The following is a 23,269-nucleotide window of genomic DNA, read 5'->3' on the forward strand; positions in this document are numbered from 1 at the left end:
CGGCGCCCGTCACGAGCATGCCGGGGGCCACGGCGGCCGAGATCTCCACCCGGGACCGGGTCACCCAGTTGCTGCTGGAGCAGGGGCCCACCACGGCCGCGCAGCTCGGCGTGGCCCTCGGGCTCAGCCCGGCGGCGATCCGCCGACACCTGGACGCGATGCTCGCCGACGGTGACGTGCATGCCCGCGAGCAGACCGTGCAGGGCAGCCGCGGCCGGGGGCGTCCGGCCAAGGTGTTCATGTTGACCGAGGCGGGCCGGGTCCGCTGTGGCACACACCACTACGACAACATGGCCACCGCCGCCTTGCGGTGGATCGCCCGTAGCGGCGGTTCGGGCGCGGTGGAGGCGTTCGCCGCCGAGCAGGTCTCCGCTCTCGAATCCCGCTGCCGAGCGGCGATGGAGGACGCCGGCGACGACCCTCTCGCGCGTGCCGAGGCACTCGCCGCGGCGCTGACCGCCGAGGGTTACGCTGCCAACGCGACCACGATCGCCTCCGGCGGTCAGCTCTGCCAGCACCACTGCCCGGTGGCGCACGTGGCCGCCGAGTTTCCCCAGCTGTGCGAGGCCGAGACCGCGGTGATCTCCCGTCTGGTCGGCACCCACGTGCAGCGCCTGGCCACCATCGCGCACGGCGACGGGGTGTGCACCACGCACATCCCGACCCAGCCGGGCCGTGTTCAATCCGGTAATCCCGTCACCACTGTGAGGACAGATAGATGACCGAGCAGATCGTCCAGCCCCTGACCCAGGAAGAGCAGCTCGCCGCCCTGGGCCGGTACGAGTACGGCTGGTCCGACCCGGACGCCGCCGGGGCGGCTGCCCAGCGCGGCATCAGCGAGGCGGTGGTGCGGGACATCTCGGCCAAGAAGAACGAGCCGGAGTGGATGCTCGACCTGCGCCTGAAGGGCCTGCGGCTGTTCGGCCGCAAGCCGATGCCGGCGTGGGGCGCGGACCTCACCGGGATCGACTTCGACAACATCAAGTACTTCGTGCGGTCGACCGAGAAGCAGGCCACCAGCTGGGAGGACCTGCCGGAGGACATCAAGAACACCTACGACCGGCTGGGCATCCCGGAGGCGGAGAAGCAGCGGCTGGTCGCCGGTGTCGCGGCGCAGTACGAGTCCGAGGTCGTCTACCACAAGATCCGCGAGGATCTCGAGGAGCAGGGCGTCGTCTTCCTGGACACCGACACGGCGCTGCGCGAGCACGAGGACATCTTCAAGGAGTACTTCGGCACGGTGATCCCGGTCGGCGACAACAAGTTCGCCGCGCTGAACACCTCCGTGTGGTCCGGTGGCTCGTTCATCTACGTGCCGAAGGGCGTGCACGTGGAGATCCCGCTGCAGGCCTACTTCCGGATCAACACGGAGAACATGGGCCAGTTCGAGCGGACGCTGATCATCGTCGACGAGGGTGCGTACGTGCACTACGTCGAGGGCTGCACCGCGCCGCTCTACTCCTCCGACTCGCTGCACAGCGCGGTCGTGGAGATCATCGTCAAGAAGAACGCGCGCTGCCGGTACACGACCATCCAGAACTGGTCGAACAACGTCTACAACCTGGTCACCAAGCGCGCCGTCTGCCACGAAGGCGCGACCATGGAGTGGGTCGACGGCAACATCGGCTCCAAGGTGACGATGAAGTACCCGGCGGTCTACATGACCGGTGAGCACGCCAAGGGTGAGGTGCTCTCGGTGGCGATGGCCGGCGAGGGCCAGCACCAGGACGCGGGCGCCAAGATGGTGCACGCGGCGCCCCACACGAGCAGCACCATCGTGTCGAAGTCGATCGCCCGTGGCGGCGGCCGGACCTCGTACCGGGGTCTGGTCCAGGTGCTGGAGGGTTCGCACCACAGCCGGAGCACTGTCAAGTGCGACGCACTGCTGGTCGACACCATCTCCCGCTCGGACACCTACCCGTACGTCGACATCCGCGAGGACGACGTGGCGATGGGGCACGAGGCGACCGTCTCCAAGATCAGCGATGACCAGCTCTTCTACCTGATGAGCCGGGGCCTGAGCGAGGACGAGGCGATGGCCATGATCGTGCGCGGCTTCATCGAGCCGATCGCCAAGGAGCTCCCGATGGAGTACGCGCTGGAGCTCAACCGTCTGATCGAGCTGCAGATGGAGGGCGCGGTCGGCTGACGCCGTCCCGTCCCGTGGCGGGCCTGCGATATCGGCCCGCCACACCAGGCCCCACTCGTCGTCACGGAACAGACAGACCAAGGAAGAGATGACTACCCAGGCTTCCGCGCCGCCGCCCAGCACCAAGTCGCAGGCGCTGCGCTCGTACGACGTCGCCGACTTCCCGGCCCTCACCGGCCTGGAGGAGGACTGGCGTTTCACCCCGCTCAAGCGCCTCCGCGGTCTGGTGGCCGAGGCGCCGGCCGCGACCGGCGTGGTCCGGCACGAGCACGACGACCTGCCCGAGGGCGTGACGATCACCCGGGTCGGCCGCGACGACGAGCGGGTCGGAAGCGTGCTGACCCCGGTGGACCGGGTCAGCGCGCTGGCCTACGGCGCCGCCACCGACACCCTGCTGGTGCGGGTCGCCCCGGAGGCGGTGCTCGGTGAGCCGGTGCGCCTGCGGGTGGTCGGTACGGGTGCCGAGCAGCCGGCGTTCGGGCACACCTTCGTCGAGGTGGGCCGCTTCGCCGAGACGACACTGGTGGTGGAGCACGTCGGGTCGGCCACCCTGGCCGACAACGTCGAGGTGCTGGTCGCCGACGGCGCGAAGCTGACCCTGGTCACGATCGCCGACTGGGCCGACGACGCGGTCCAGGCCCAGCACCTGAAGGTCAAGCTGGGCCGGGACGCCAGGGTCGTGCACATCCAGGTCTCCCTCGGCGGTGACCTGGTCCGGCAGTTCACCAGCGTGGAATACACGGGTCGGGGTGGCGAGGCCGAGCTGTACGGCGTCTACTTCGCCGACTCCGGCCAGCACCTGGAGCACCGGCAGTTGGTCGACCACAACGTTCCGGACTGCCGCAGCTACGTCGGCTACCGGGGTGCCCTGCAGGGCGAGGACGCGCACACCGTCTGGGTGGGCGACGTGCTGATCCAGGCCGAGGCGACCGGCACCGACACGTACGAGATCAACCGGAACCTGCTGCTCACCGACGGCGCGCGGGCGGACTCCGTACCCAATCTGGAGATCGAGACCGGCGAGATCGCCGGCGCCGGCCATGCCAGCGCGACCGGCCGCTTCGACGACGAGCAGTTGTTCTACCTGATGGCCCGGGGTATCCCGGAGGGCGAGGCCCGTCGCCTGGTGGTCCGTGGTTTCTTCGCCGAGGTGATCAACAAGATTCCGGTGGAGTCGCTGCGTGAGCGTCTCGGCGAGGCGATCGAGGCCCGGCTGACCAAGGCCGGCGCCTGATGATCCGGATCTGCTCCGTCGAGGACGTGCCGAAGGGCACCGCGATCAGCGTGGACGTCGACGGCACCCCGATCGCCCTCGTGCACGGCGAGGACGGTCGGTTCTACGCCGCGTACGACGAGTGTTCGCACGCCGCGGTCGCCCTCTCCGAGGGTGAGGTCGACGGCTGCACGCTCGAATGCTGGTTGCACGGTTCGCGTTTCGACCTGCGCACCGGCGAGCCGAGCGGGTTGCCCGCCACCGAACCAGTCCCCGTCTACCCCGTCGACGTCCGCGACGGCGACATCTACCTCAGCCTGACGCCGAGTAATGGAGTGACCCGATAATGAGCACCCTGGAGATCCGCGACCTGAAGGTGTCGGTCAAGCTGCCCGAGGGTGAGCTCAAGCCGATCCTGGCCGGCGTCGACCTGACCGTCCGCTCCGGTGAGACCCACGCGATCATGGGGCCGAACGGCTCCGGCAAGTCCACCCTGGCGTACTCGATCGCCGGTCACCCCAAGTACGAGATCACCGGCGGCACGGTGACCCTCGACGGCGAGGACGTGCTGGCCATGACGGTCGACGAGCGGGCCCGCGCCGGCCTCTTCCTGGCCATGCAGTACCCGGTCGAGGTCCCCGGCGTCTCGGTGGCGAACTTCCTGCGCACCGCGAAGACCGCCATCGACGGCGAGGCCCCCAAGCTGCGCACCTGGGGTGGCGAGCTGCGCGGCGCGATGGAGCGCCTGCAGATGGACCCGGCGTTCGCCCAGCGCAACGTCAACGAGGGCTTCTCCGGTGGTGAGAAGAAGCGGCACGAGATCGTCCAGTTGGAGCTGCTCAAGCCGAAGGTCGCGATCCTCGACGAGACCGACTCGGGCCTCGACGTGGACGCGCTGCGCGTGGTCAGCGAGGGCGTCAACCGGGTCCGCGACACCGGCGACACCGGCGTGCTCCTGATCACCCACTACACGCGGATCCTGCGCTACATCAAGCCGGACTTCGTGCACGTCTTCGTCGCCGGCCGGATCGTCGAGCAGGGCGGCCCGGAGCTGGCCGACAAGCTCGAGGCCGAGGGCTACGAGCGGTACGCCGCCGGGGCCGGCACGGCCCGGGCCTGAGCGGGAGAGGCGCTGCCGAGATGACCAGCATCGCGATCCCCGAGGGGATGCCGCAGTACGACGACGTGCCGCGTTTCGACGTGGCTCGGGTGCGCGCCGACTTCCCGATCCTCGATCGGGAGATCAACGGGCACCCACTGGTCTACCTCGACAGCGCCAACACCTCCCACAAACCGCGCCAGGTGCTCGACGTGCTCGACGAGCACTACGTGCGGCACAACGCCAACGTCTCGCGCTCGGTGCACACCCTGGGCACCGAGGCCACCGAGGCGTACGAGGGGGCGCGGGCGAAGGTCGCCGCGTTCATCAACGCGCCGAGCGTCGACGAGGTGGTGTTCACCAAGAACTCCACCGAGGCGATCAACATCGTGGCGTACGCCTTCTCCAATGCCTCGCTGCGCCCGGACGCCTCTCCGCTGGCTGCTCCGTCCCGCGAGACGGACGACCGGTTCCGGCTCGGCCCCGGCGACGAGGTGGTGATCTCCGAGATGGAGCACCACTCGAACATCGTTCCCTGGCAGCTACTCTGCGAGCGGACCGGCGCGACCCTGCGCTGGTTCCCGGTCACCGACCAGGGTCGGCTGGACGAGTCGGGCCTGGAGGACCTGGTCACCGAACGGACGAAGATCGTCTCGTTGGTGCACACGTCCAACATCCTGGGCACGATCAACGCCACCGCCCGGATCACCGCCCGGGTCCGTGAGGTGGGCGCGCTGCTGCTGCTGGACTGCTCCCAGTCGGTGCCGCACCTGCCCATCGACGTGGTCGACCTGGACGCCGACTACATCGTGTTCACCGGTCACAAGATGTGTGGCCCGACCGGGATCGGTGTGCTCTGGGGTCGGGGTGACCTGCTGGCGGCCATGCCGCCGGTGATGGGCGGCGGCTCGATGATCGAGACGGTCACCATGGGCCGCTCGACGTTCGCCGCGCCGCCGGCCCGGTTCGAGGCGGGCACGCCGCCGATCGCCGAGGCGGTCGCGCTGGGTGCGGCGGTGGACTACCTGACCGGCGTCGGGATGCGGGCCATCCAGTGGCACGAGAAGGAGCTGACGGCGTACGCGCTGGACGCCCTCGGTTCGGTGCCGGACCTGCGGATCTTCGGCCCGACCGTGCCGGTGGGTCGGGGCGGCACGATCTCGTTCGCGGTCGGTGACGTCCACCCGCACGACGTGGGGCAGGTGCTCGACTCGCTCGGCGTGCAGGTGCGGGTGGGTCACCATTGCGCCAAGCCGGTGTGCAGCCGATTCGGCGTCCCGGCCATGACCCGGGCCTCGTTCTACCTCTACACCACCACCGAGGAGATCGACGCTCTGGTGGCCGGTCTGGAGCAGGTGCGGAAGGTGTTCGACTGATGGTGCAGCTCGACCAGCTCTACCAGGAGATCATCCTGGATCACTACAAGCACCCGCACGGGCGTGGCCTGCGCGACGCCGACGACGCGGGGGACCGGGTCGCGGAGGCGCACCACGTCAATCCGACCTGCGGCGACGAGGTCACCGTCCGGGTGGCCACCGACGGCACGGTCCTGCACGACATCTCGTACGACGGGATGGGCTGCTCGATCAGCCAGGCCTCGGCGAGTGTCCTGCACGAGTTGCTGCGTGGTCGGGGCGCCGGGGAAGCATTCGAGGTGCACGAGGCGTTCGTGGAGTTGATGTCCGGACGTGGCCAGGTCACGCCGGACGAGGACGTGCTCGGCGACGGGGTGGCCTTCGCGGGCGTGGCCCGCTACCCCGCCCGGGTCAAGTGCGCGCTGCTGCCGTGGATGGCGTTCAAGGACGCGGCGGCACGTGCCGGCGTGGGCGTCAACCCGGAGGTGACGGCGTGAGCGAACGTCAGCGAGCGAGTCGTCGGTGCGGTGCGGCCTCACGGCGCGGCGGAGCGGATGGCATGAGCGAGCGAAGCGTCGGTGCCGCACGGCGCCGCGGGAGCGGTGCGTTGGCTTGAGCGAGCGGACAATTGGTGCAGCGCAGTGCTGCCCGGTGGCGGCACGGAGCGAAGCGGAGTGATGGCATGAACAGCGAGAACACGGCAACTGCGGCGACGCCGGAGGCCGGTGACGCCACCGCGGCACCGCAGACCGACGCCGCGACGACCGACGGTGCCGCGACGCCGGAGGCCGGCGACGCCGGCACCCCGGCGGGCGGCGTCAGCAAGGCCATGATCGCCGACATCGAGGAGGCGATGAAGGACGTCGTCGACCCGGAGCTGGGCATCAACGTGGTCGACCTGGGTCTGGTGTACGGCGTGCACGTCGACGACGAGAACGTCGCCACCCTGGACATGACGCTCACCTCGGCGGCGTGCCCGTTGACCGACGTGATCGAGGACCAGGCTCGGCAGGCACTGACCACCGGTCCCGGAGGCGGCCTGGTCAACGACATCCGGATCAACTGGGTGTGGCTGCCGCCGTGGGGCCCGGACAAGATCACTGACGAGGGTCGGGACCAGCTTCGTTCCCTCGGTTTCAACGTCTGAGCGATCCCGTCCTTCGAGCGCGGTACCCCGTCGGGGTGCCGCGCTCGATTGCTTTCTCACATTCGTCGGCCTCACTTGTGGAACGGATCGTTCCGGTCTGCTAGGCTGATGACAGTGAAGCGGAGCGGAACATTCCGCTCCGCAGGCGGGCGGGATCGTTCGTCTGACGGGATTGACGGAGAGGCCAGGACGATGAGCGAGATGGCAGCGGCGCAGTGGCGGATCGTGCTCGGCGAGGCGCACAAGGCACTCCGGACGGCCGTCGAGGGCGTACCGGCCGACGCCTGGGACCGACCCACCCCGTGCGACCAGTGGACGGTCACCCAGGTTCTCCAGCACGCGACGGGTGACCAGCTCGCCTTCGCCTCGGCGATCGTCGGCGGCCCGGGGCCGACGGAGGACCCGTTCGCGCCCTCCGGCCGGATCGAGGGTGACAAGGTGGTCGACCTGCGCGCCGCTCTCGACGCCTCCGCCCGCGCCTGGGCGAGTGTCGCCGACGACGACCCGCAGGTGCCCACGCCGCTGCCCCAGGGCACGTTGCCGGCTCCCGTCGGCGCCGTCGCGTGCGCCCTCGACGCCGCGGTGCACGCCTGGGACATCGCGACGGCCACCGGTCAGGCGTCCCCGCTAGGCGAGGACCTGGCCCGCCCCCTGCTGGTGGTCGCCCGGCAGATCGTCGAACCGCTGCGGAACTACGGCGCGTACGCCCCGGCGATCACCACCGACCCGGAGGCCGACGAGGTCGGCGTCCTGCTCGCCTACCTCGGCCGCGACCCCCGGTGGTCGGCCGGGAAACGCTGACCGGCCCGACGAGGCCCGTTCAACCCCATGATCGTGCTCGACCATTGATGTAGTGGCCTCGGCGGCTCGCCGAGGCCACTACATCCTGGTTCAAGCACGATCTTGACGGTGCGGCGTGGGGCGGCGTGCCCGCGCCGGGTGCCTCCTCGTCAAGATCCGAGCAACATCGGGGATGTTGCTGTGTCCCGCGTGTCTGAGGCAGCAACATCCCCGATATTGTGAGGATCTTGGCGCGGGGCGCGGGGCGCGGGGCGCGGGGCGCGGGGCGAAAACCGGTGGCGGGGGTGGGGGTTCGGCCCGCAGGATGCCGGTGTGATTGAGGCGTACCCGATGCAGGTCCCTGTCCGTGCGGCGACTGCCGTGCGTCGACAGCGGCCGGTTCCGGGGCGAGCCTCGATCCGCCACCGACGGCCGTGAGCGGGGCGTTCCTCGCCGGCCTGGTGGCCGGTTACGGTGTCGCCATCCCGGTCGGCGCGATCGCGATCCTCATCCTGGGGCTCAGTGCCCGTACCTCGTTCCGGGTCGGCGCGGCGGCGGCCCTCGCGGTGGCGACGGCGGACGGCCTGTACGCGGCGGTCGCCGCGCTGGGCGGCGCGAGCCTGGCCGGGATCATCGCGCCGGTCGCCGGGCCGCTGCGGGTGGTGGCGGCCGTGGTGCTGCTGGGGCTCGCCGCGCACGGCCTCCGGCGGACCTGGGCCGCCCACCGTTCGAAAGCGACGCCGACGGCACGGGCCGGTCGGGGCCTGGGCACTCCGGGGCGGGCCTACGCGGCGCTGCTCGGGTTGACCCTGCTGAACCCGGCGACCGTCCTCTACTTCGTCGCGTTGGTGCTCGGTCGCCCGGACACCACCGACGCGGGCCTGCTCCCGGCGGCACTGTTCGTGGCGGGCGTGTTCCTCGCGTCGGCGAGTTGGCAGTTGCTCATCGCCGGTGGCGGCACCGTGGTCGGGCGGGCGTTGAGCAGTCCGCGCGGGCGGCTGGTCACCGGTCTGGTCTCCAGCGCGCTGATCGCCGCGCTGGCGGTGCTCGCGCTGCTGCCGGGCTGAGCACCGGGCATACCGGGCCGTGCCGTACGGTCGGGCGGTGACCAGTCGACCCGCAGCCGGCGGTGGCCGCTGGGTGGAGGTCGACCCCGCCCGTGTCGGCCGCTGGGTCGAGGGCTTCGCCGAGCGGCACGGCCCGCACACCACCACCACGCGGGAGTACGGGCTGCTGCTCACCGCCGACGACGGGTCCACCGCCGAGTTGTACGCCCCACCGGGGGCTCCGGTCGGCGACGACGTCGCCGGTTTCGTGGCCGCCGCCGTCGCGCCCCGCCGGATCGGCCTGCTGCTGGCCCGTAAGGGTGCGGTGGCCGTCGGCGTGGCCGACGGGGGCGACCTGGTCGTCTCCAAGGTGGACAGCCGCTACGTGCAGGGGCGCACCGCCGCCGGCGGGTGGTCGCAGCAGCGGTTCGCGCGGCGGCGTGACAACCAGGCGAAGGCTGCCATGGGTGACGCGGCCGACCTGGCCGTACGGCTGCTGCTGCCGGAGGTGGCGAGGCTGACCGCGGTGGTCTGCGGCGGGGATCGGCGGGCGGTGGACACCGTGCTGGCCGACCGGCGGTTGGCCCCGCTCGTGCCGCTGCGCGCGGATCGGCTGCTCGACGTGCCGGAACCCCGGCACGCGGTGCTCGTCGCGGCGGTGACGGCGGCGCGGGCGGTGCACATTCGGCTGCGCGACCCGGAACCCGGCTGAGGGCGGGAGACGACCACCACGCAGAACGGGGTTCCCGGCCTGCCGCCGCGCCACCGGACGGAGGATGGGCACGTGGAGTTTCTGGTGGACATGGTGACGACGGTGCCCGAGGGCACGTCGGAGGACGAGGTGGCCGCGATGCGGGCGCGTGAGGCGGCGCGTTCGGCCGAGCTGACGGCGCAGGGCAGTCTCCTCCGCTTGTGGCGACCGCCGCTGGCGCCGGGGGAGTGGCGTACGTGGGGGCTGTTCCAGGCCGACGACGCCGGTGCCCTGGAGACGGTGCTCGCGTCGATGCCGTTGCGGGCGTGGCGTCGGGAGAGCGTCACGCCGCTGACACCGCACCCCAACGACCCGGGTCAGCCGCCCCGGCAGCCGGGGAGGTGACCATGGCCAGCAGCGAGGTGGAGATCCTGCGGAGCGTCCTGGACCGGTGGGCGTCGGCGGTCGACGCCCACGAGCCGGAGCGCGTCGCGTCGTCCTTCACCGAGGACGCGATCTTCCAGGGGCTGCGCCCGTACTCCGTCGGCCGGGCGGGGGTCGCCGCGTACTACGCCTCGCAGCCGCTCGGCCTGACCGCCGGGTACGACATCCGGGAGGTCCGCCGGTTCGCCGACGACCTGGTCCTCGGTTACCTGGATGTGCGGTTCGGCTTCACCGACCGTCCTGCCCTGAGCGTGCACCTCGCCGTGTTCGTGCGGCGGGTCGACCACGACTGGCTGATCGCGCACTACCAGGTCTCCAAGCTCGACTAGCCCCGCCAGCGTGATCGGCGCTGACGGGGCGGGTCGGGTCGGGCGGGGAGCGGTCAGAGCTGGTCGGTGCCGAAGGTGTCGCAGGTCTTCGGGGTGCCGCTGTCGAAGCCCTGCCGGAACCAGCGCTGCCGCTGTTCCGAGGTGCCGTGGGTGAACGAGTCGGGGTTGACCTGCCCGCCGGAGCGTTCCTGGATGCTGTCGTCACCGATCGCCTCGGCGGCCACCAGGGCCTCCTTGATGTCGGTCTCGGTGATCGACGTGAACAGCGGTTCCTGACCGGTCTTGTCCTTGCTCTCGGTGGCGTTCTTGGCCCAGGCGCCGGCGTAGCAGTCGGCCTGCAACTCCAGCCGCACCGAGGCGGAGCGGGGGCCGCTCTGGTCGCCCTGGCCGGCCTTGGCGTTGGTGCCGAGCAGGTTCTGGACGTGGTGCCCGTACTCGTGGGCGAGCACGTAGGGCTGGGCGAACTCGCCCTTCGCCCCGAACCGGGAGGCCAGCTCGTCGTAGAAGCTGAGGTCGATGTACACCTGCCGGTCGGCCGGGCAGTAGAACGGGCCGACACCCGAGTCGGCCTGCCCGCAGCCGGTGTTCACCGCGGCCTGGAAGTAGTTGGTGTCGGTCGGCTCGTACTGGCCGTTGCCCAGCTCCGGGTACGCCTTCTCCCAGTACGCCTGGATGCTGTTGACGTAGAGCAGGTTGCGGCAACGGATGTCGTCGAAGCGCTGGGCGTTGTCGCGCGAGCACACCTGCTCCAGGTCGGCGCCGCCACCGGCCTGCCCGCCGTCCTCGCCGTCGGTCATCGCGTTCAGACCGAACCCGCCGCCGAGCAGCGCGACCAGCACGGCGACGACGATGCCGATCAGCCCACCGCGTCCGCCTCCGCCGGGCAGGGGGATGCCGATGCCGCCGCCCGCCCCACCTCCCCGGCCCCGGTCGTTGACCTGGGAGGTGTCGAGTTCGGCCCGCTCGTTGAGTTCCATGCTGACCCCGATCGCCGTATGTCCGTGAATGTCGTCTGTGTAGCGTTCTGTCGCTCGAAATGCCGGACGCGGTCCGGACAGGCGTTCCGGTACCCGATGATCTTGATCGGTAATCCGAGCGGGCCGTCCGTGCGCGCCCGGTACACTTGTCGGGTGCTGCGCTGCGAAGGCTGAACCGCCCCGCGCCGTCGGGCCTCTTGAGCCCGCCGGCCGTTTCGCGTGCCCCGAGTCAGCCTTCCAGACCCCGAGAGCGAGCCCGACACCATGATCACTGCCACCGGCCTGGAACTGCGTGCCGGTTCCCGCATCCTGCTGTCCGACACCACGCTGCGGGTGCAGCCCGGTGACCGGATCGGCCTGGTCGGTCGCAACGGCGCCGGCAAGACCACCACGTTGAAGGTGCTCGCCGGCGAGGGGCAGCCGTACGCCGGTCAGATCGACCAGCGCAGCGCCATCGGCTACCTGCCACAGGACCCGCGTACGGGTGACCTGGAGGTGACCGGCCGCGACCGGGTGCTGTCGGCGCGCGGCCTGGACGTGCTGATGGCGCAGATGAAGGAGATCGAGGAGCAGCTCGCCGAGAACGCCGACGACAAGCTGGTCCGTCGCTACGGCGCGCTGGAGGACCAGTTCGCGGCCCTGGGCGGGTACGCCGCCGAGGCCGAGGCCGCCCGGATCTGCGCCAACCTCGGCCTACCGGACCGGGCGCTCGCGCAGACCATCGGCACGCTCTCCGGCGGTCAGCGGCGGCGCATCGAGCTGGCCCGGATCCTGTTCCGCGACGCCGGTGAGAACGGCGGCGGCATCCTGCTGCTGGACGAGCCGACCAACCACCTCGACGCCGACTCGATCACCTGGCTGCGTGGTTTCCTCGCCAACCACAAGGGCGGCCTGATCGTGATCTCCCACGACGGCGCCCTGCTGGAGTCGGTGGTCAACAAGGTCTGGTTCCTCGACGCCACCCGTTCCGTCGTCGACGTCTACAACCTGGGCTGGAAGGCGTACCTGGAGGCGCGCGAGACCGACGAGCGGCGTCGCCGTCGGGAGCGGGCCAACGCGGAGAAGAAGGCCGGCGCGCTGATGGCGCAGGCCGACAAGATGCGGGCCAAGGCGACGAAGACGGTGGCCGCGCAGAACATGGCCCGCCGCGCCGAGAAGCTGATCTCCGGCCTGGAGGAGGTACGCGTCGCCGACCGGGTGGCCAAGGTGCGTTTCCCCAGCCCGGCTCCCTGCGGCAAGACCCCGCTCACCGCGACCGGCCTGTCCAAGTCGTACGGCTCGCTGGAGATCTTCACCGACGTCAACGTGGCCGTGGACCGGGGTTCCCGGGTGGCCATCCTGGGGCTCAACGGCGCCGGCAAGACGACGCTGCTGCGGATGCTCGGCGGGCTGCTCAGCCCGGACACCGGCGAGGTGCACGCGGGTCACGGCCTGCGGCTGGGCTACTACGCCCAGGAGCACGAGACGCTGGACGTGGAGCGGACCGTGCTGGAGAACATGCGCGCCGCCGCCGTCGAGCAGTCCGACACCGACCTGCGCAAGATCCTCGGTGCGTTCCTCTTCTCCGGTGACGACGTGAACAAGCCGGCCGGGGTGCTCTCCGGTGGTGAGAAGACCCGGCTGGCGCTGTCCACGCTGGTCTGTTCCGGTGCCAACGTGCTGCTGCTGGACGAGCCGACGAACAACCTCGACCCGGTCAGCCGGGAGCAGGTGCTCGACGCGATCGCCAACTACCCGGGCGCGATCGTCCTCGTCACCCACGACCCGGGGGCGGTGCTCGCGCTCAAGCCGGACCGGGCGATCCTGCTGCCCGACGGCGACGAGGACGCCTGGAGCGACGACCTGCTCGAACTGGTCGAGCTGGCCTGACCGCGTCCCGCCCGCCGACGCTCGGCCGCGTTCTCAGCCGAGCAGGTCGACCAGTCGGCCGACGACACCGGAGCTGACCAGGATCACCACGCCGATGCCGATGAAGATCGTCGGCACCAGCCAGTGGCCGGCGCGAGCGCAGCGATACCGACGTATTGGCCGGCGACAATCTGCCACGGGCGGGGACGGCCGGTCGTGCGCGCCGCGACGAAGAACAGCGTCAGAGTGACGATGTCGTCGATGTCGGTCGCGGCGAAGACCACCGCCGCTCCGGCCGCCGTGCTGAACAGGTCGATCACGACGGCAGGTTACGGCTCGTCGGCGGCGGCCGGGGCCTGCGGGGGGTACGTCCGGAGGGCCGGACGCGACCGATTGCCAGGATCACTCTATCGGGAAGCTGACATTGCATAGCGTGTCGGTTGGCGAAGAGTTGATATCTGGCGCATGATCGTCCGAGGCGGTCTAATAGGTGGGACCGTATCCGAACCGCACAGTCTGGGACGTGAGGACACAGTATGGCAGCCACTGGCACAGCCACCAGCACTGAGAAAGGTCGCCGGATCGTCGGAGCCGAGCGTCAGACGCTCGCCAAGGACCTGGTAAAGCGGTACACCTCGGGGGAAAGCATCCGCGCGTTGGCGGCCTCGACCGGCCGTTCCTACGGGTTCATCCACCGAGTGCTCACCGAGTCCGGGGTGCAGCTGCGTCAGCGCGGTGGTGCCCGACGCCGCAAGAAGGCGTGACCCGCCCCTCAGCGTCGTCCACCAGCGCCGCGCCCCGGGCCGTCCGGTGACCGCCGAGGCGACCGGGGTTCGGCTGACCTGCGACGGGCCGGTTGCCACGGTGACGTTGTGCCGGCCCGACGTGCTCAATGCCCAGACGCCTTCGATGTGGCGGGCGATGAGCGACTTCTCCCGCGACCTGCCCGGCGACGTGCGGGTGGTAGTGGTCCGGGGCGAGGGGCGTGCCTTCTCCGCGGGCCTCGACCTCGCGGTCGCCGGTGCTTCCGGCCCGGGCTCGTTCGCGGAGCTGGCCGCCCTGCCCGAGCAGGAGTGTGCCGAACGCATCGCGGAGTTCCAGGCCGGCTTCACCTGGCTGCACCGCCCGGACGTCATCTCGGTCGCCGCCGTGCAGGGCCACGCGATCGGTGCGGGCTTTCAGCTCGCGCTCGCCTGTGACCTGCGTGTTCTTGCCGCCGACGCGAGACTGTCGATGGCCGAGGTGACCCTGGGCCTGGTGCCGGACCTGGCCGGCACGAAACGCCTCGTCGAGCTCGTCGGCTACGCCCGCGCGCTGGAGATCTGCGCGACCGGCCGTCGGTTGGACGCCGCCGAGGCGGACCGGATCGGGCTGGCCACCCTCGTCGTGCCTCCGGCCGAGTTGGACGGCGCGGTCCAAGACCTGACCGCCGGTCTGCTCGCCGGGTCCCGGGACGCGGTGGTGGAGATCAAGGCGTTGCTCGCCGGCGCGGCTGGGCGATCGCACGCCGACCAGCAGCGCGCCGAGCGGGAGGCACAGACCCGTCGGCTCCGCGACCTGGCCGGCAGCGGAGAATAGGTAAGGACCGCACGGGAAGATCCGGGTTACGACCGAGGTTGTCACAGTCGTCGGGAGAATTGACCTGACGACGCGGTCTGCCCGACGACCCGGAGGTGAGCGATGTCCAACCCGATGTCCGGAGGCGGCATGGCCGGGTGGAGCATGCTCCGGTCCATGCGCAACCAGGACGAGGTCGCCACCCACCGGCTCAAGCGCGGCGTGGCCCGCCGCATCGTCGCCTTCGCCCGGCCCTACCGGCGTGACATCGTCGTCTTCCTGGCCACCGTCGTGTTGGCCGCCGTCATCGGCGTGGCCACCCCGGTGCTCGCCGGTGACGTGATCAACGCGATCAACCGGGGCGGCGCCGAGGCGGGCCGGCTCGTGGTGCGGCTGGCCCTGTTCATCGCCGCGCTGGCAGTCGCCGACGCGTTGCTCTCCCTCGCCCAGCGGTGGTATTCCGCCCGGATCGGCGAGGGCATCATCTTCAACCTGCGCACCCGGGTCTACGACCACGTGCAGCGGATGCCGTTGCAGTTCTTCACGCGTACCCAGACCGGTGCTCTGGTCAGCAGGCTCAACAACGACGTGCTCGGCGCCCAGCGGGCGTTCACCTCCACCCTGTCCGGTGTGGTCAGCAACGTCATCCAACTGGTGCTCACCGCCGCGGTGATGTTCACCCTCTCCTGGCAGATCACCGCGCTCTCGTTGGTGCTGTTGCCGATCTTCATCATCCCGGCCCGCCGGGTCGGTCGGCGGCTGGCCGACATCACCCGGGAGGCGTACAACCTCGACGCCAAGATGAACGCGACGATGACCGAGCGGTTCGGGGTGGCCGGGGCGCTGCTGGTCAAGCTCTTCGGCCAGCCCGAGATCGAGGCGCGCCGGTTCGCCGGCCGGGCCGAACGGGTCCGTGACATCGGCATCCAGTCCGCCATGTACTCCCGCACGTTCTTCGTGGCGATGCTGCTGGTGGCCTCGCTGGCGCAGGCGCTCACCTACGGCCTCGGCGGTTGGCTCGCGGTCACCGGTGGCGTCAGCGCGGGCACGGTCGTGACGCTCGCGTTGCTGCTCACCCGGCTGTACGGTCCGCTCACCGCGCTCTCCAACGTCCGGGTGGACGTGATGAGCGCCCTGGTCTCGTTCGACCGGGTCTTCGAGGTGCTCGACCTCAAGCCGGGCATCGTGGAGAAGCCGGACGCGGTGCCGGTGCCCCGGGGGGCCGGTCGGGTCGACTTCCGCGACGTGCGGTTCCGCTACCCGAGCGCCGCCGAGGTCTCGCTGGCCTCGCTGGAGGAGGTCGCGACGCTCGACCGCACCGTCAACGAGCCGGTGCTCAAGGGTGTCTCGTTCAGCGTTGAGCCGGGGCAGATGGTCGCGCTGGTCGGCCCGTCCGGCGCGGGCAAGTCGACGTTGTCGATGCTCATCTCCCGGATCTACGACGTCAGCGACGGCCAGGTGCTGGTCGGTGGGGTGGACGTACGCGACGCGACGTTGGCGTCCCTGCGCGACGAGATCGGCGTCGTCACCCAGGATTCGCACCTGTTCCACGAGACGATCGCCGAGAACCTGCGCTATGCCAAGCCCGACGCCACCGACGACGAGATATGGGCCGCGTTGGCCGGCGCTCAGGTGGCCGACCTGGTCCGGGCACTGCCCGACGGTCTGGACACCACCGTCGGGGAACGCGGCTACCGGTTCTCCGGCGGTGAGAAGCAGCGCATCGCGATCGCCCGGCTGCTGCTCAAGGCGCCGTCGATCGTGATCCTCGACGAGGCGACCGCCCACCTCGATTCGGAGAGCGAAGCGGCTGTGCAACGGGCGTTGGCGGTGGCGTTGACCGGGCGGACCGCCCTGGTGATCGCGCACCGGCTCTCCACCGTGCGCGACGCCGACCAGATCCTGGTCCTCGACGGCGGGCGGATCGTCGAGCGGGGCCGGCACGACGAGCTGGTGGCCGTCGGCGGGCTCTACGCCGAGCTGTACCGGACCCAGTTCGCTGTCGCCGACTCGCCCACCCCGTTCGTCGACGCCACCGGGCCCGAGCCGGTGGTCATGCCGCTGGGCACCTACCGCGCCGACGAGGTGCTGCCACCGGCCGCCGCGAACTGAGCCCCGAGCGGCCGTTCACGGTCGACTGGGCCCCGGCCGGCCGTTCACGGTCGATCGCATGTCGGTCGGTTGCTCTACGGTGTGCGCCATGTCGAGGTGCCGAAGCCCGCTGCCGCCCACCGTGCCCGCCGTCGCGGAGGTGGCGGTGTGACGCACTTCCTCAGGTGCCTGAGCCTCGGTCACGTGGCCGCCGTCGGTGAGCTGCTGAGCACACTCGACGAGCCGGCCCGCCGGGCGCTCGGCGACGAGCTGACGGCCCACGTCCGACGTCGACGCGACACCTGGTGGGCGGACAAGCAGGCGACCGCCCTGGCGGTGGCCGCGGTGGGCACGTTGAGCACCGCCACCAAGACCGCGACCCTGCTCGGCCGGCGGTCGGTCGAGCTGGGTAACGCCGACCCGCAGCCGGTCGTCGAGGCGGCCCGCCTGCGGGGCGTGCCCTGGTTGGCCGAGGTGGCGTACCGGCTGGCCGAGCGGTTGCCCCGCAGTCGCTCGTGGGACGGTTGGCACTTCGTCGCCGGGCTGCTGCTGGCCGAGAAGGCACCGCCCCCCACGGCTGACGCGTTCGTCGCCGGATGGGCGCAGTCGTTGTGGATGGCGCGCTTCGAGAGCCGGCCGCAGTCCCTCGTCGACCGGCTCCGCGCCGACCCGTTCCTGGACACGCTGCTGCCCCGACTGTTCGAGGTCGACGGGATCGGCACCGACCTGACGTTCAACGGCGCCGGGCAGGGCGTGCCGCCGGCGTTGGCGGCGCTGGCGACCGAGGGCCGACTGGACCGGTCGACGCTGCTCGACGGGGTTCTCGGCCGGCTGCTGCGCGGCGATCGGCCGACCGCGTTGCGGCCGTTCATCGCCCTGCACGACCTGGTGGCGCCCACGCCGGGAGAGGTGACGGCGCGGGCGAGCGCGTATCTGCGGTTGCTCGCCGACGCGCCGGGGCCGGTCGCCGGCCTGGCCCAGCGGGCGCTACGCGACGCGGACGGCGACCTGGACCTCGACTCGGTGTTGGACACCGCGCGGGTCGTGCTGGGTCGGCCGGAGAAGGCGCTGGTGCGGGCTCAGTTGTCCTGGTTGGACCGACTGGTCCGGCAGCACCCCGACCGGACGGCCGGCATCGCCGAGGCCCTGGCGTCGGGTGTCGCCCAGCCCTCCGCCGACCTGCGCGACCGCGCGCTGGCCCTGGCGCAGCGGCACGGCCATCGTCCGGCTGCCACGGCCACCGTCGCGGTGCCCGGCGACGAGCTGCCGCCACCGGTGCCGCCCGCACTCGCGCCGCCACCGATCACCGACGTGGACGAGCTGGTGGAGGAGGTCACCGGGTTGCTCGGCCAGGAGTGGCCTGCGCTGACGCTGGAGCGGGTCCTCGATGGCCTGGCCCGGTTGGCCACCCGCGAGCAGGACCGGTTGGCGGCTGCCCTGTCGCCGGTGGTGCGCCGCGCGGAGATCCGGGGGCACGACGGCAGGTCGGCGGTGTCCAACGTCCGGGCCCAGTTCAACGGGGTGCTGCTGGCCGCGGCCGCGCCGACGGAGGCTCAGCGACGGCGTGAGCAGTGGTCCCGCATCCTCGGCCAGTCGGTGACCTGGAGGGACCGCCTCTTCCGGCGCCGGTCGACGGACGAGTCGTCCACGCAGTCTCCGATCTCGCGGCTCTACTGCGCCCGACTCGCCGAGATCGGCCAACGGATGGACGGCTCGGACGATCCCGGGCTGCTGGCCGCTCCGACGTCGGTCACCGGGGCCGTCGACCCGGCGGTGCTCTACGAGCGGCTCGTCGCGCTCGGCGGCCGGCCCGCCTGGCGGTGGGATCTCACCCAGGCCCTGCTGCGGGTGCCCGTCGGCGTGGACGACGCTCTGGCGAGCCGCGCCGCGGCGCTCGGCACACCGGCCGGCGACGAACTGGCCGGCTGGCTGCGCGGGGACGCCCTACCGGCACCCGTGCAGCAGGTGGTCACGGTCGGCCGACGCGAGCGCCGCCACGGGTTCGACTACGGCTACGACCGCCTGCCGGTGCGGCGTACCGTCGTCGCCACCACCCCGCCGGAGGGCGTGGCCGACCCGATCGGCCTGCTCACCGTGTCGGTGCGCCTGGTCGGGCAGGGGCCCGCCGACTGGAGTGACCTGTGGCCGGCGCTGCTGCCGGGGCATCGGGGTCTGGTCGCCGCTCGCCTGCTGCCCGGTGTCGCCAGCGGGGCGCAGGAGGACGCCGAAGGGTTCGGCGCAGTGCTGCCGCGGCTCGCCGAGTGCACCGGCGTCGGCGGGCCGGCACTCGACCTGGCGCTGGCGTACGGGCTCTGCGCCCGACACGAGGCGGACCGGGTCGCCGCCCTCGACGCCCTCCTGATCCTGGCGGCCGCCGGTGAGCTGGACGCCCCGGGCGTCGGCGGGCGGGTGGGTGCGCTGGCGGCGGACAACCAGGTGACGCTGACCCGGGCGGTGAACCCGCTGCGGGACGCGATCGCGGCCGGTGCCCGGCTGAGTGTGTGGCGGCTCCTCGCCGCCGCGCTACCGCCGTTGCTGGCCGCGCCGACCGCGCCCCGTGGCACGCCCGACCTGCTCGCCCTGGCCACCGAGGCGGCCGGCGCGACAGGCGTCCACATCGAGCTGCCGGGGCTGGCCGACGTGGCGGCGCGCGGCGGCACGAGCCGGTTGGTGAAGGAGGCCCGCCGGCTGCGCGCCGCGTCGACCGGCTGACCCGCCCGGCCGGCGCCGGTCAGGTGGTCGTTGGCGTGCGGCGGTCCGGCAGCTCCGCCGCCACCCGCAACTCGGCGAACGCCAGCCCGAGCGTGACCGGGGTGAAGTGCGCGTTCAGGCCGCTCGGGTTGGGCAGCACCCAGAGCCGGGCATCGCCCAACGTCTCCGGTTGCGGCCCGAAGGCGGCCTTCGGCCGTTGAAAACCGATCCGGTACGCGGTCACCCCCACCACCGCCACCCAGCGCGGCCGGTGGCGGGCCACCGTGTCGGCCAGGATCGCCGCACCGGCGAGCAGTTCCTCGGTGCTCAGCTCGTCGGCGCGGGCGCTGGCCCGGGCGGCCATGTTGGTGATGCCGAGCCCGTGGGCGGGCAGCTCGTCCTGCTCGCTCGGATGCAACAGTCGCGGGGTGAAGCCGCCCGCGTGCAGCGCCGGCCAGAACCGGTTGCCGGGTCGGGCGAAATGCCACCCGGTGGCGGCCGACCAGAGCCCGGGGTTGATGCCGACGAAGAGCACCTCCAGGCCCGGCGCGAGGACGTCGGGGATGGTCCGGTCCGCGGCGGCGGCCAGCTCCGCCCGGGTCGGTCGAGGATGGCCGCCGGCAGCGCGGGCTCGAACCGGGTCGGGCGTCACCGCGTCGGCAGCGCGGGCTCGAACCGGGTCGGCATCGTCGGCCGAACCGAGCCGCACCGGACCGGCCGGCTCACCCGGTGAACCGGGCCGCACCGGATCGGCCGGCTCACCCGGTGCACCGGGCCGCGCGGCCCGGCCTGGCGTCACAGCCCGCGCAGCGCGCCGCCGTCGACCGGCACGGTGATGCCGGTGAGGTAGCTCGCGGCGGGGGAGAGCACGAACGCGGCCACCCGACCGAACTCGCCCGGGTCACCGAGGCGGCGAAGCGGGATGCTGGCCTCGACGTCGGCGCGGGCGCGCTCCGGGTCGCCGGTGGCGGCGAACAGCTCCCGGTTGCGGTCGGTCAGGATCCGGCCGGGCAGCAGCCCGACCACCCGGACTCCGCGGGGGCCGTAGTCGTCGGCGATGTCCTTGGCCGCACCGACCAGACCGGGCCGCAGACCGTTGGAGATGCCGAGGCCGGGCACCGGACCCCGGGCCGAGGTGGAGAGCACCAACCCGATCGCGCCGCCCTCGGGCAGCGCGGCGGCGATCGTGCGGACCGCGCGGATGGTGCCCAGGAAGACGGTCTCGAAGGACAGCCGCCACTGCTCGTCGCTGATCGCCGCCGCGTTGCCGGCCGGCGGGCCGCCGACCGAGATCAACGCGCCGTCGAGCCGACCGAAGTGCTCCCGGGCCGCCGCGACGAGCTGGTCCGGGGTCTCCGGGTCGGCCAGGTCGGCGGTCAGCCCCACGGCATGCTCCGGGCCGCCGAGCTGCTTCGCGGCGGCGGCCACGGCGTCCGGGTCACGGGCCGAGAGGACCACCCGTGCCCCGTCGGCGACCAGGCACTGCGCGGTCGCGAAGCCCAGCCCGCGGGAGGCGCCGGTGAGGACGTACACGTGGTCGGTCAGCCCTAGATCCATAAGCTCGATCCTGCCGCATCCGGTACGTCGTCGCCAGCGACGGTGGCCGTCGTCGTGGGGCGCGGAGCGGCGCGCAGCAGGCGTACCCGGCCGCCGATCTGCACCGCCACGGCCCCGCCGGCGCGGCCCACCGCCGGCGACCGGCGCGGACGTGGCGCGGAACGCCCGTTGTAGCGCAGGCTGGCCTCCCGGGCGGCCAGCTCCTCGGCGGCCGACGGGGGAAGCGCGTGCTGGTCGCGCAGCGTGCGGGCCAGGTCCCAGCCGTCGCGCAGCGACCCGGTGGTGGGTCGCCCCGCGGCCCAGCCGGCGAAGGTCGTCGACCATCCCGCGCCGAGGCCGGCGGCGAGGAGCGGCCAGTGCCGGGCCACGTCACCGGCCCGTTTGCGCAGCAGCGCGGCCCGGGCGGCGGCCAGCGGCCCCGGGGCGAAACCCGGCGGCGGCGGGCCCCCGGCGACCAGCGCCGCGACCAGTTCGGCCTGCCGTTCGGCCAGCCCCGCCCGGGGCGGGGAGGTGCCGTCGTCGTCGGTCATGTCACGGCCGGAAAGCCGGCGGTGGCGGACAGGGCGTCCAGTTCGGCGCGGAGGACGGCGGCCGGCGGGTAGTGGCCGTCGCGTTCCAGCAACAGCGCCGGTGGTCGCCGTCGGGCGCAGAGCGCGCCCACCAGCTCCAGCACCTCCGGAGGAACCGGGTCGGTGTGGGTGTCGTGGTAGAAGCCGCCGTGTTCGGCGCCGCCGGCCACGTGGGCGTACGCCACCCGCTCCAGCGGCAGTCGGTCCAGCAACGCGAGCGGGTCGGTGCCCCGGTTGCGGGCGTTGGCGTGCGCGTTGGCGACGTCCAAGAGCAACAACGCCCCGGTCCGGTCGAGGATCTCGGTGAGGAAGTCCGCCTCGTCCAACTCGTCGTCGGGCCAGTCGACCAGCGCGGCGATCGGTTCCAGCGCGATCGGCACCGGCAGTTCGGCCTGGGCCCGTGCCACGTTGGCGCAGACCGCGTCGACCGCCTCCCGGCTGCGCGGCAGCGGCAGCAGGTGCCCGGCCTCCAGGCCACCGGCCCGGACGAACGCGATGTGCTCGCTGACCAGCGGGGCGTCGACGCGGTGCGCCACCGCGGCCAGGTGGGCGACCCGGGCCGGGTCGACCGGCTCGGCGCCGCCGAGGGAGAGCCGCACCCCATGGGGTACGACGGTCACCGCGCGCTCCCGCAGCCGGGCCAGACCCGGCGGGAGCGGCCCGGACGCGGGCACCGACTCGGCCACCACCTCCACGAACCGCAGCCCGGGCAGCTCGGCCACGAAACCCGCGATCTCCGGACGCCAGCCGATGCCGACCCCGGACGGGCCGGTCATCCGCCGCACCCCCCGCCGCCGCATCCGCCCCCGCCACCGCAGGAGCTGCCACCGTCCGAGCCGGAACTCTCGCCGCCGCCCGACGACCCGTCGCCGCCTCCGCTCCAGCCACTGCCGGAGGCGGCCTGGCGCTGGATCTCGGCCTGCTCGGCGAAGCCCGGGTCGAGTGCCCAGAGCGAGGCGGTGCCGTACAGGGCCACACCCATCGCCGCACCGGCCGCCCCGTAGGTGGCGTAGGCCGGCGCGGACGCCGGAGCGAGGTGGGTGTGCTCGCGGCGCACGCCGCGCAGCGCCGCCCGACCGGCCCGGGTGAGCGCGGGGGCCCGACGGAGCACCAGCGTGACGATCAGGAGCGTCACCAGGGTCAGCAGCAGGTAGCCGACCGGCTGACCGTTGAACAGGCCGGAGACGAATCGGAAGACGCCGAGACCCAGCAGGCCGATCAGGAGCGTGGTCCAGAGGCGGGCACGCGCCCGCTGCGCGTCGGTGTTCAGCAGCCCTCGGTGCTCCAGGCCGTCGCGGAGTCGGTCCAGCGCGGCGCGTACGCGCTCGTCCTTCGGCAGGTCCGCGACCCGGGCGTGCTGGTGCGCGGCCCAGTGGACGGCCTGCTCCAGTGGGGTGAGCCCGGTGGGCGCGGCACCCGCTGTGGTCAGTCGGCGGTCCGGTCGTACGCCGATCGCGCCGCTGCCACGGAGGCCGCCGAGCGCGGCGTGGACGGCGAGCCGAGGCCCACCGTTGAGGTACGCGACCTGCTGCGGCCCGAGTGCATCGGCGGTCGGGGCGGTCGTCGACCCGGCGGCCAGCCGGACCCGGTGGTAGACCGCGACGGCCACCACCAGGGCGGCTGCCACCAGGTAGAACCGGAGGAAAGTCGGGCCGGAGACGCCCCAGGTGTCGCCGGACGCGGCGTGAACGATCATCGACTGCTCCTGTCACCGGAGGGATCCGCG

At 72.3% G+C, this 23,269-nt stretch carries 25 protein-coding genes; 18 read left to right on the forward strand and 7 right to left on the reverse strand.

All coding sequences use genetic code 11. The annotated features are described in order from the left end of the window. Positions 1–17 precede the first annotated feature (17 nt). From O7617_RS21910 to O7617_RS21970, 13 genes are all read left to right on the forward strand, one after another. A complete protein-coding gene (locus O7617_RS21910; protein ID WP_282264828.1) occupies positions 18–722 on the forward strand; it encodes an ArsR family transcriptional regulator in 705 nt (234 codons plus the stop codon). Further along, positions 719–2,149, forward strand: a complete 1,431-nt coding sequence (gene sufB / locus O7617_RS21915; protein ID WP_282257826.1) for a Fe-S cluster assembly protein SufB — start codon at positions 719–721, stop codon at positions 2,147–2,149. Before O7617_RS21910 ends, sufB begins: the two co-directional genes overlap by 4 nt. 88 nt (positions 2,150–2,237) lie before the next feature. After that, a complete protein-coding gene (gene sufD / locus O7617_RS21920; RefSeq protein WP_282257827.1) occupies positions 2,238–3,383 on the forward strand; it encodes a Fe-S cluster assembly protein SufD in 1,146 nt (381 codons plus the stop codon). Then, the gene (locus O7617_RS21925; protein WP_282257828.1) at positions 3,383–3,709 is read left to right on the forward strand and encodes a non-heme iron oxygenase ferredoxin subunit; all 327 of its coding nucleotides are present in this window, start codon (positions 3,383–3,385) and stop codon (positions 3,707–3,709) included. Before sufD ends, O7617_RS21925 begins: the two co-directional genes overlap by 1 nt. Continuing rightward, a complete protein-coding gene (gene sufC / locus O7617_RS21930) occupies positions 3,709–4,482 on the forward strand; it encodes a Fe-S cluster assembly ATPase SufC (protein ID WP_282257829.1) in 774 nt (257 codons plus the stop codon). The genes O7617_RS21925 and sufC overlap by 1 nt, the downstream gene beginning before the upstream one ends. Before the next feature lie 20 nt (positions 4,483–4,502). After that, a complete protein-coding gene (locus O7617_RS21935) occupies positions 4,503–5,837 on the forward strand; it encodes a cysteine desulfurase (protein WP_282257830.1) in 1,335 nt (444 codons plus the stop codon). A 2-nt stretch (positions 5,838–5,839) separates the two neighbouring features. Then, positions 5,840–6,313: a Fe-S cluster assembly sulfur transfer protein SufU gene (gene sufU, locus O7617_RS21940; protein WP_282264829.1), complete on the forward strand. Its 474-nt coding sequence runs from the start codon at positions 5,840–5,842 to the stop codon at positions 6,311–6,313. A 185-nt stretch (positions 6,314–6,498) separates the two neighbouring features. Then, positions 6,499–6,963, forward strand: a complete 465-nt coding sequence (locus O7617_RS21945) for a metal-sulfur cluster assembly factor (protein WP_282257831.1) — start codon at positions 6,499–6,501, stop codon at positions 6,961–6,963. Positions 6,964–7,155: 192 nt separating this feature from the next. Continuing rightward, complete coding sequence (locus tag O7617_RS21950; RefSeq protein ID WP_282257832.1) at positions 7,156–7,764, forward strand: TIGR03086 family metal-binding protein; 609 nt, start codon at positions 7,156–7,158, stop codon at positions 7,762–7,764. A 413-nt stretch (positions 7,765–8,177) separates the two neighbouring features. Next, entirely contained in the window at positions 8,178–8,810 is a 633-nt protein-coding gene (locus O7617_RS21955; protein WP_282257833.1) for a LysE family transporter, read from the forward strand. 37 nt (positions 8,811–8,847) lie between these two features. Next, a complete protein-coding gene (locus O7617_RS21960) occupies positions 8,848–9,501 on the forward strand; it encodes an acVLRF1 family peptidyl-tRNA hydrolase (protein ID WP_282257834.1) in 654 nt (217 codons plus the stop codon). 72 nt (positions 9,502–9,573) lie between these two features. Continuing rightward, a complete protein-coding gene (locus O7617_RS21965; RefSeq protein ID WP_282257835.1) occupies positions 9,574–9,885 on the forward strand; it encodes a muconolactone Delta-isomerase family protein in 312 nt (103 codons plus the stop codon). Positions 9,886–9,887: 2 nt separating this feature from the next. Beyond that, entirely contained in the window at positions 9,888–10,253 is a 366-nt protein-coding gene (locus O7617_RS21970) for an SgcJ/EcaC family oxidoreductase (RefSeq protein WP_282257837.1), read from the forward strand. Positions 10,254–10,306: 53 nt separating this feature from the next. Here O7617_RS21970 and O7617_RS21975 read toward each other — a convergent pair whose 3' ends face one another. Then, the gene (locus O7617_RS21975) at positions 10,307–11,230 is read right to left on the reverse strand and encodes a neutral zinc metallopeptidase (protein WP_282257839.1); all 924 of its coding nucleotides are present in this window, start codon (positions 11,228–11,230) and stop codon (positions 10,307–10,309) included. A 264-nt stretch (positions 11,231–11,494) separates the two neighbouring features. Between O7617_RS21975 and O7617_RS21980 the strand changes: the two genes are divergently transcribed. Beyond that, positions 11,495–13,099: an ABC-F family ATP-binding cassette domain-containing protein gene (locus O7617_RS21980; RefSeq protein WP_282257840.1), complete on the forward strand. Its 1,605-nt coding sequence runs from the start codon at positions 11,495–11,497 to the stop codon at positions 13,097–13,099. 83 nt (positions 13,100–13,182) lie between these two features. On the opposite strand, the gene O7617_RS21985 is transcribed toward O7617_RS21980, so the two are convergent. After that, positions 13,183–13,398: a hypothetical protein gene (locus O7617_RS21985; protein ID WP_282257841.1), complete on the reverse strand. Its 216-nt coding sequence runs from the start codon at positions 13,396–13,398 to the stop codon at positions 13,183–13,185. A gap of 216 nt (positions 13,399–13,614) precedes the next feature. On the opposite strand from O7617_RS21985, the gene O7617_RS21990 reads away from it, so the two are divergent. The 4 genes from O7617_RS21990 (at position 13,615) to O7617_RS22005 (ending at position 19,438) form a co-directional block, all read left to right on the forward strand. Further along, positions 13,615–13,842, forward strand: a complete 228-nt coding sequence (locus O7617_RS21990) for a helix-turn-helix domain-containing protein (protein WP_007462679.1) — start codon at positions 13,615–13,617, stop codon at positions 13,840–13,842. Between the two features lie 46 nt (positions 13,843–13,888). Continuing rightward, positions 13,889–14,656 (forward strand): enoyl-CoA hydratase/isomerase family protein, encoded by a 768-nt coding sequence (locus O7617_RS21995; protein ID WP_282257842.1) that lies wholly within the window; start codon positions 13,889–13,891, stop codon positions 14,654–14,656. A 114-nt stretch (positions 14,657–14,770) separates the two neighbouring features. Then, complete coding sequence (locus tag O7617_RS22000) at positions 14,771–16,747, forward strand: ABC transporter ATP-binding protein (RefSeq protein ID WP_282264830.1); 1,977 nt, start codon at positions 14,771–14,773, stop codon at positions 16,745–16,747. A gap of 147 nt (positions 16,748–16,894) precedes the next feature. Then, the gene (locus tag O7617_RS22005) at positions 16,895–19,438 is read left to right on the forward strand and encodes a DUF6493 family protein (RefSeq protein ID WP_282257843.1); all 2,544 of its coding nucleotides are present in this window, start codon (positions 16,895–16,897) and stop codon (positions 19,436–19,438) included. Between the two features lie 19 nt (positions 19,439–19,457). Here O7617_RS22005 and mug read toward each other — a convergent pair whose 3' ends face one another. The 5 genes from mug to O7617_RS22030 form a co-directional block, all read right to left on the reverse strand. Further along, positions 19,458–20,069, reverse strand: a complete 612-nt coding sequence (gene mug / locus O7617_RS22010; protein WP_282264831.1) for a G/U mismatch-specific DNA glycosylase — start codon at positions 20,067–20,069, stop codon at positions 19,458–19,460. Positions 20,070–20,212: 143 nt separating this feature from the next. Beyond that, positions 20,213–20,974 (reverse strand): SDR family oxidoreductase, encoded by a 762-nt coding sequence (locus O7617_RS22015; protein ID WP_282257845.1) that lies wholly within the window; start codon positions 20,972–20,974, stop codon positions 20,213–20,215. Beyond that, a complete protein-coding gene (locus O7617_RS22020; protein WP_282257846.1) occupies positions 20,965–21,504 on the reverse strand; it encodes a hypothetical protein in 540 nt (179 codons plus the stop codon). Before O7617_RS22020 ends, O7617_RS22015 begins: the two co-directional genes overlap by 10 nt. Next, on the reverse strand, positions 21,501–22,319 hold the full coding sequence (locus tag O7617_RS22025) for a DUF692 domain-containing protein (protein ID WP_282257847.1): 819 nt from the start codon (positions 22,317–22,319) through the stop codon (positions 21,501–21,503). The genes O7617_RS22020 and O7617_RS22025 overlap by 4 nt, the downstream gene beginning before the upstream one ends. Then, a complete protein-coding gene (locus tag O7617_RS22030; protein WP_282257848.1) occupies positions 22,316–23,239 on the reverse strand; it encodes a TIGR04222 domain-containing membrane protein in 924 nt (307 codons plus the stop codon). The genes O7617_RS22025 and O7617_RS22030 overlap by 4 nt, the downstream gene beginning before the upstream one ends. Positions 23,240–23,269: the final 30 nt, after the last annotated feature.

It is taken from the genome of Micromonospora sp. WMMD1155 (assembly GCF_029581275.1).
In the GTDB taxonomy this organism is placed as follows: domain Bacteria; phylum Actinomycetota; class Actinomycetes; order Mycobacteriales; family Micromonosporaceae; genus Micromonospora.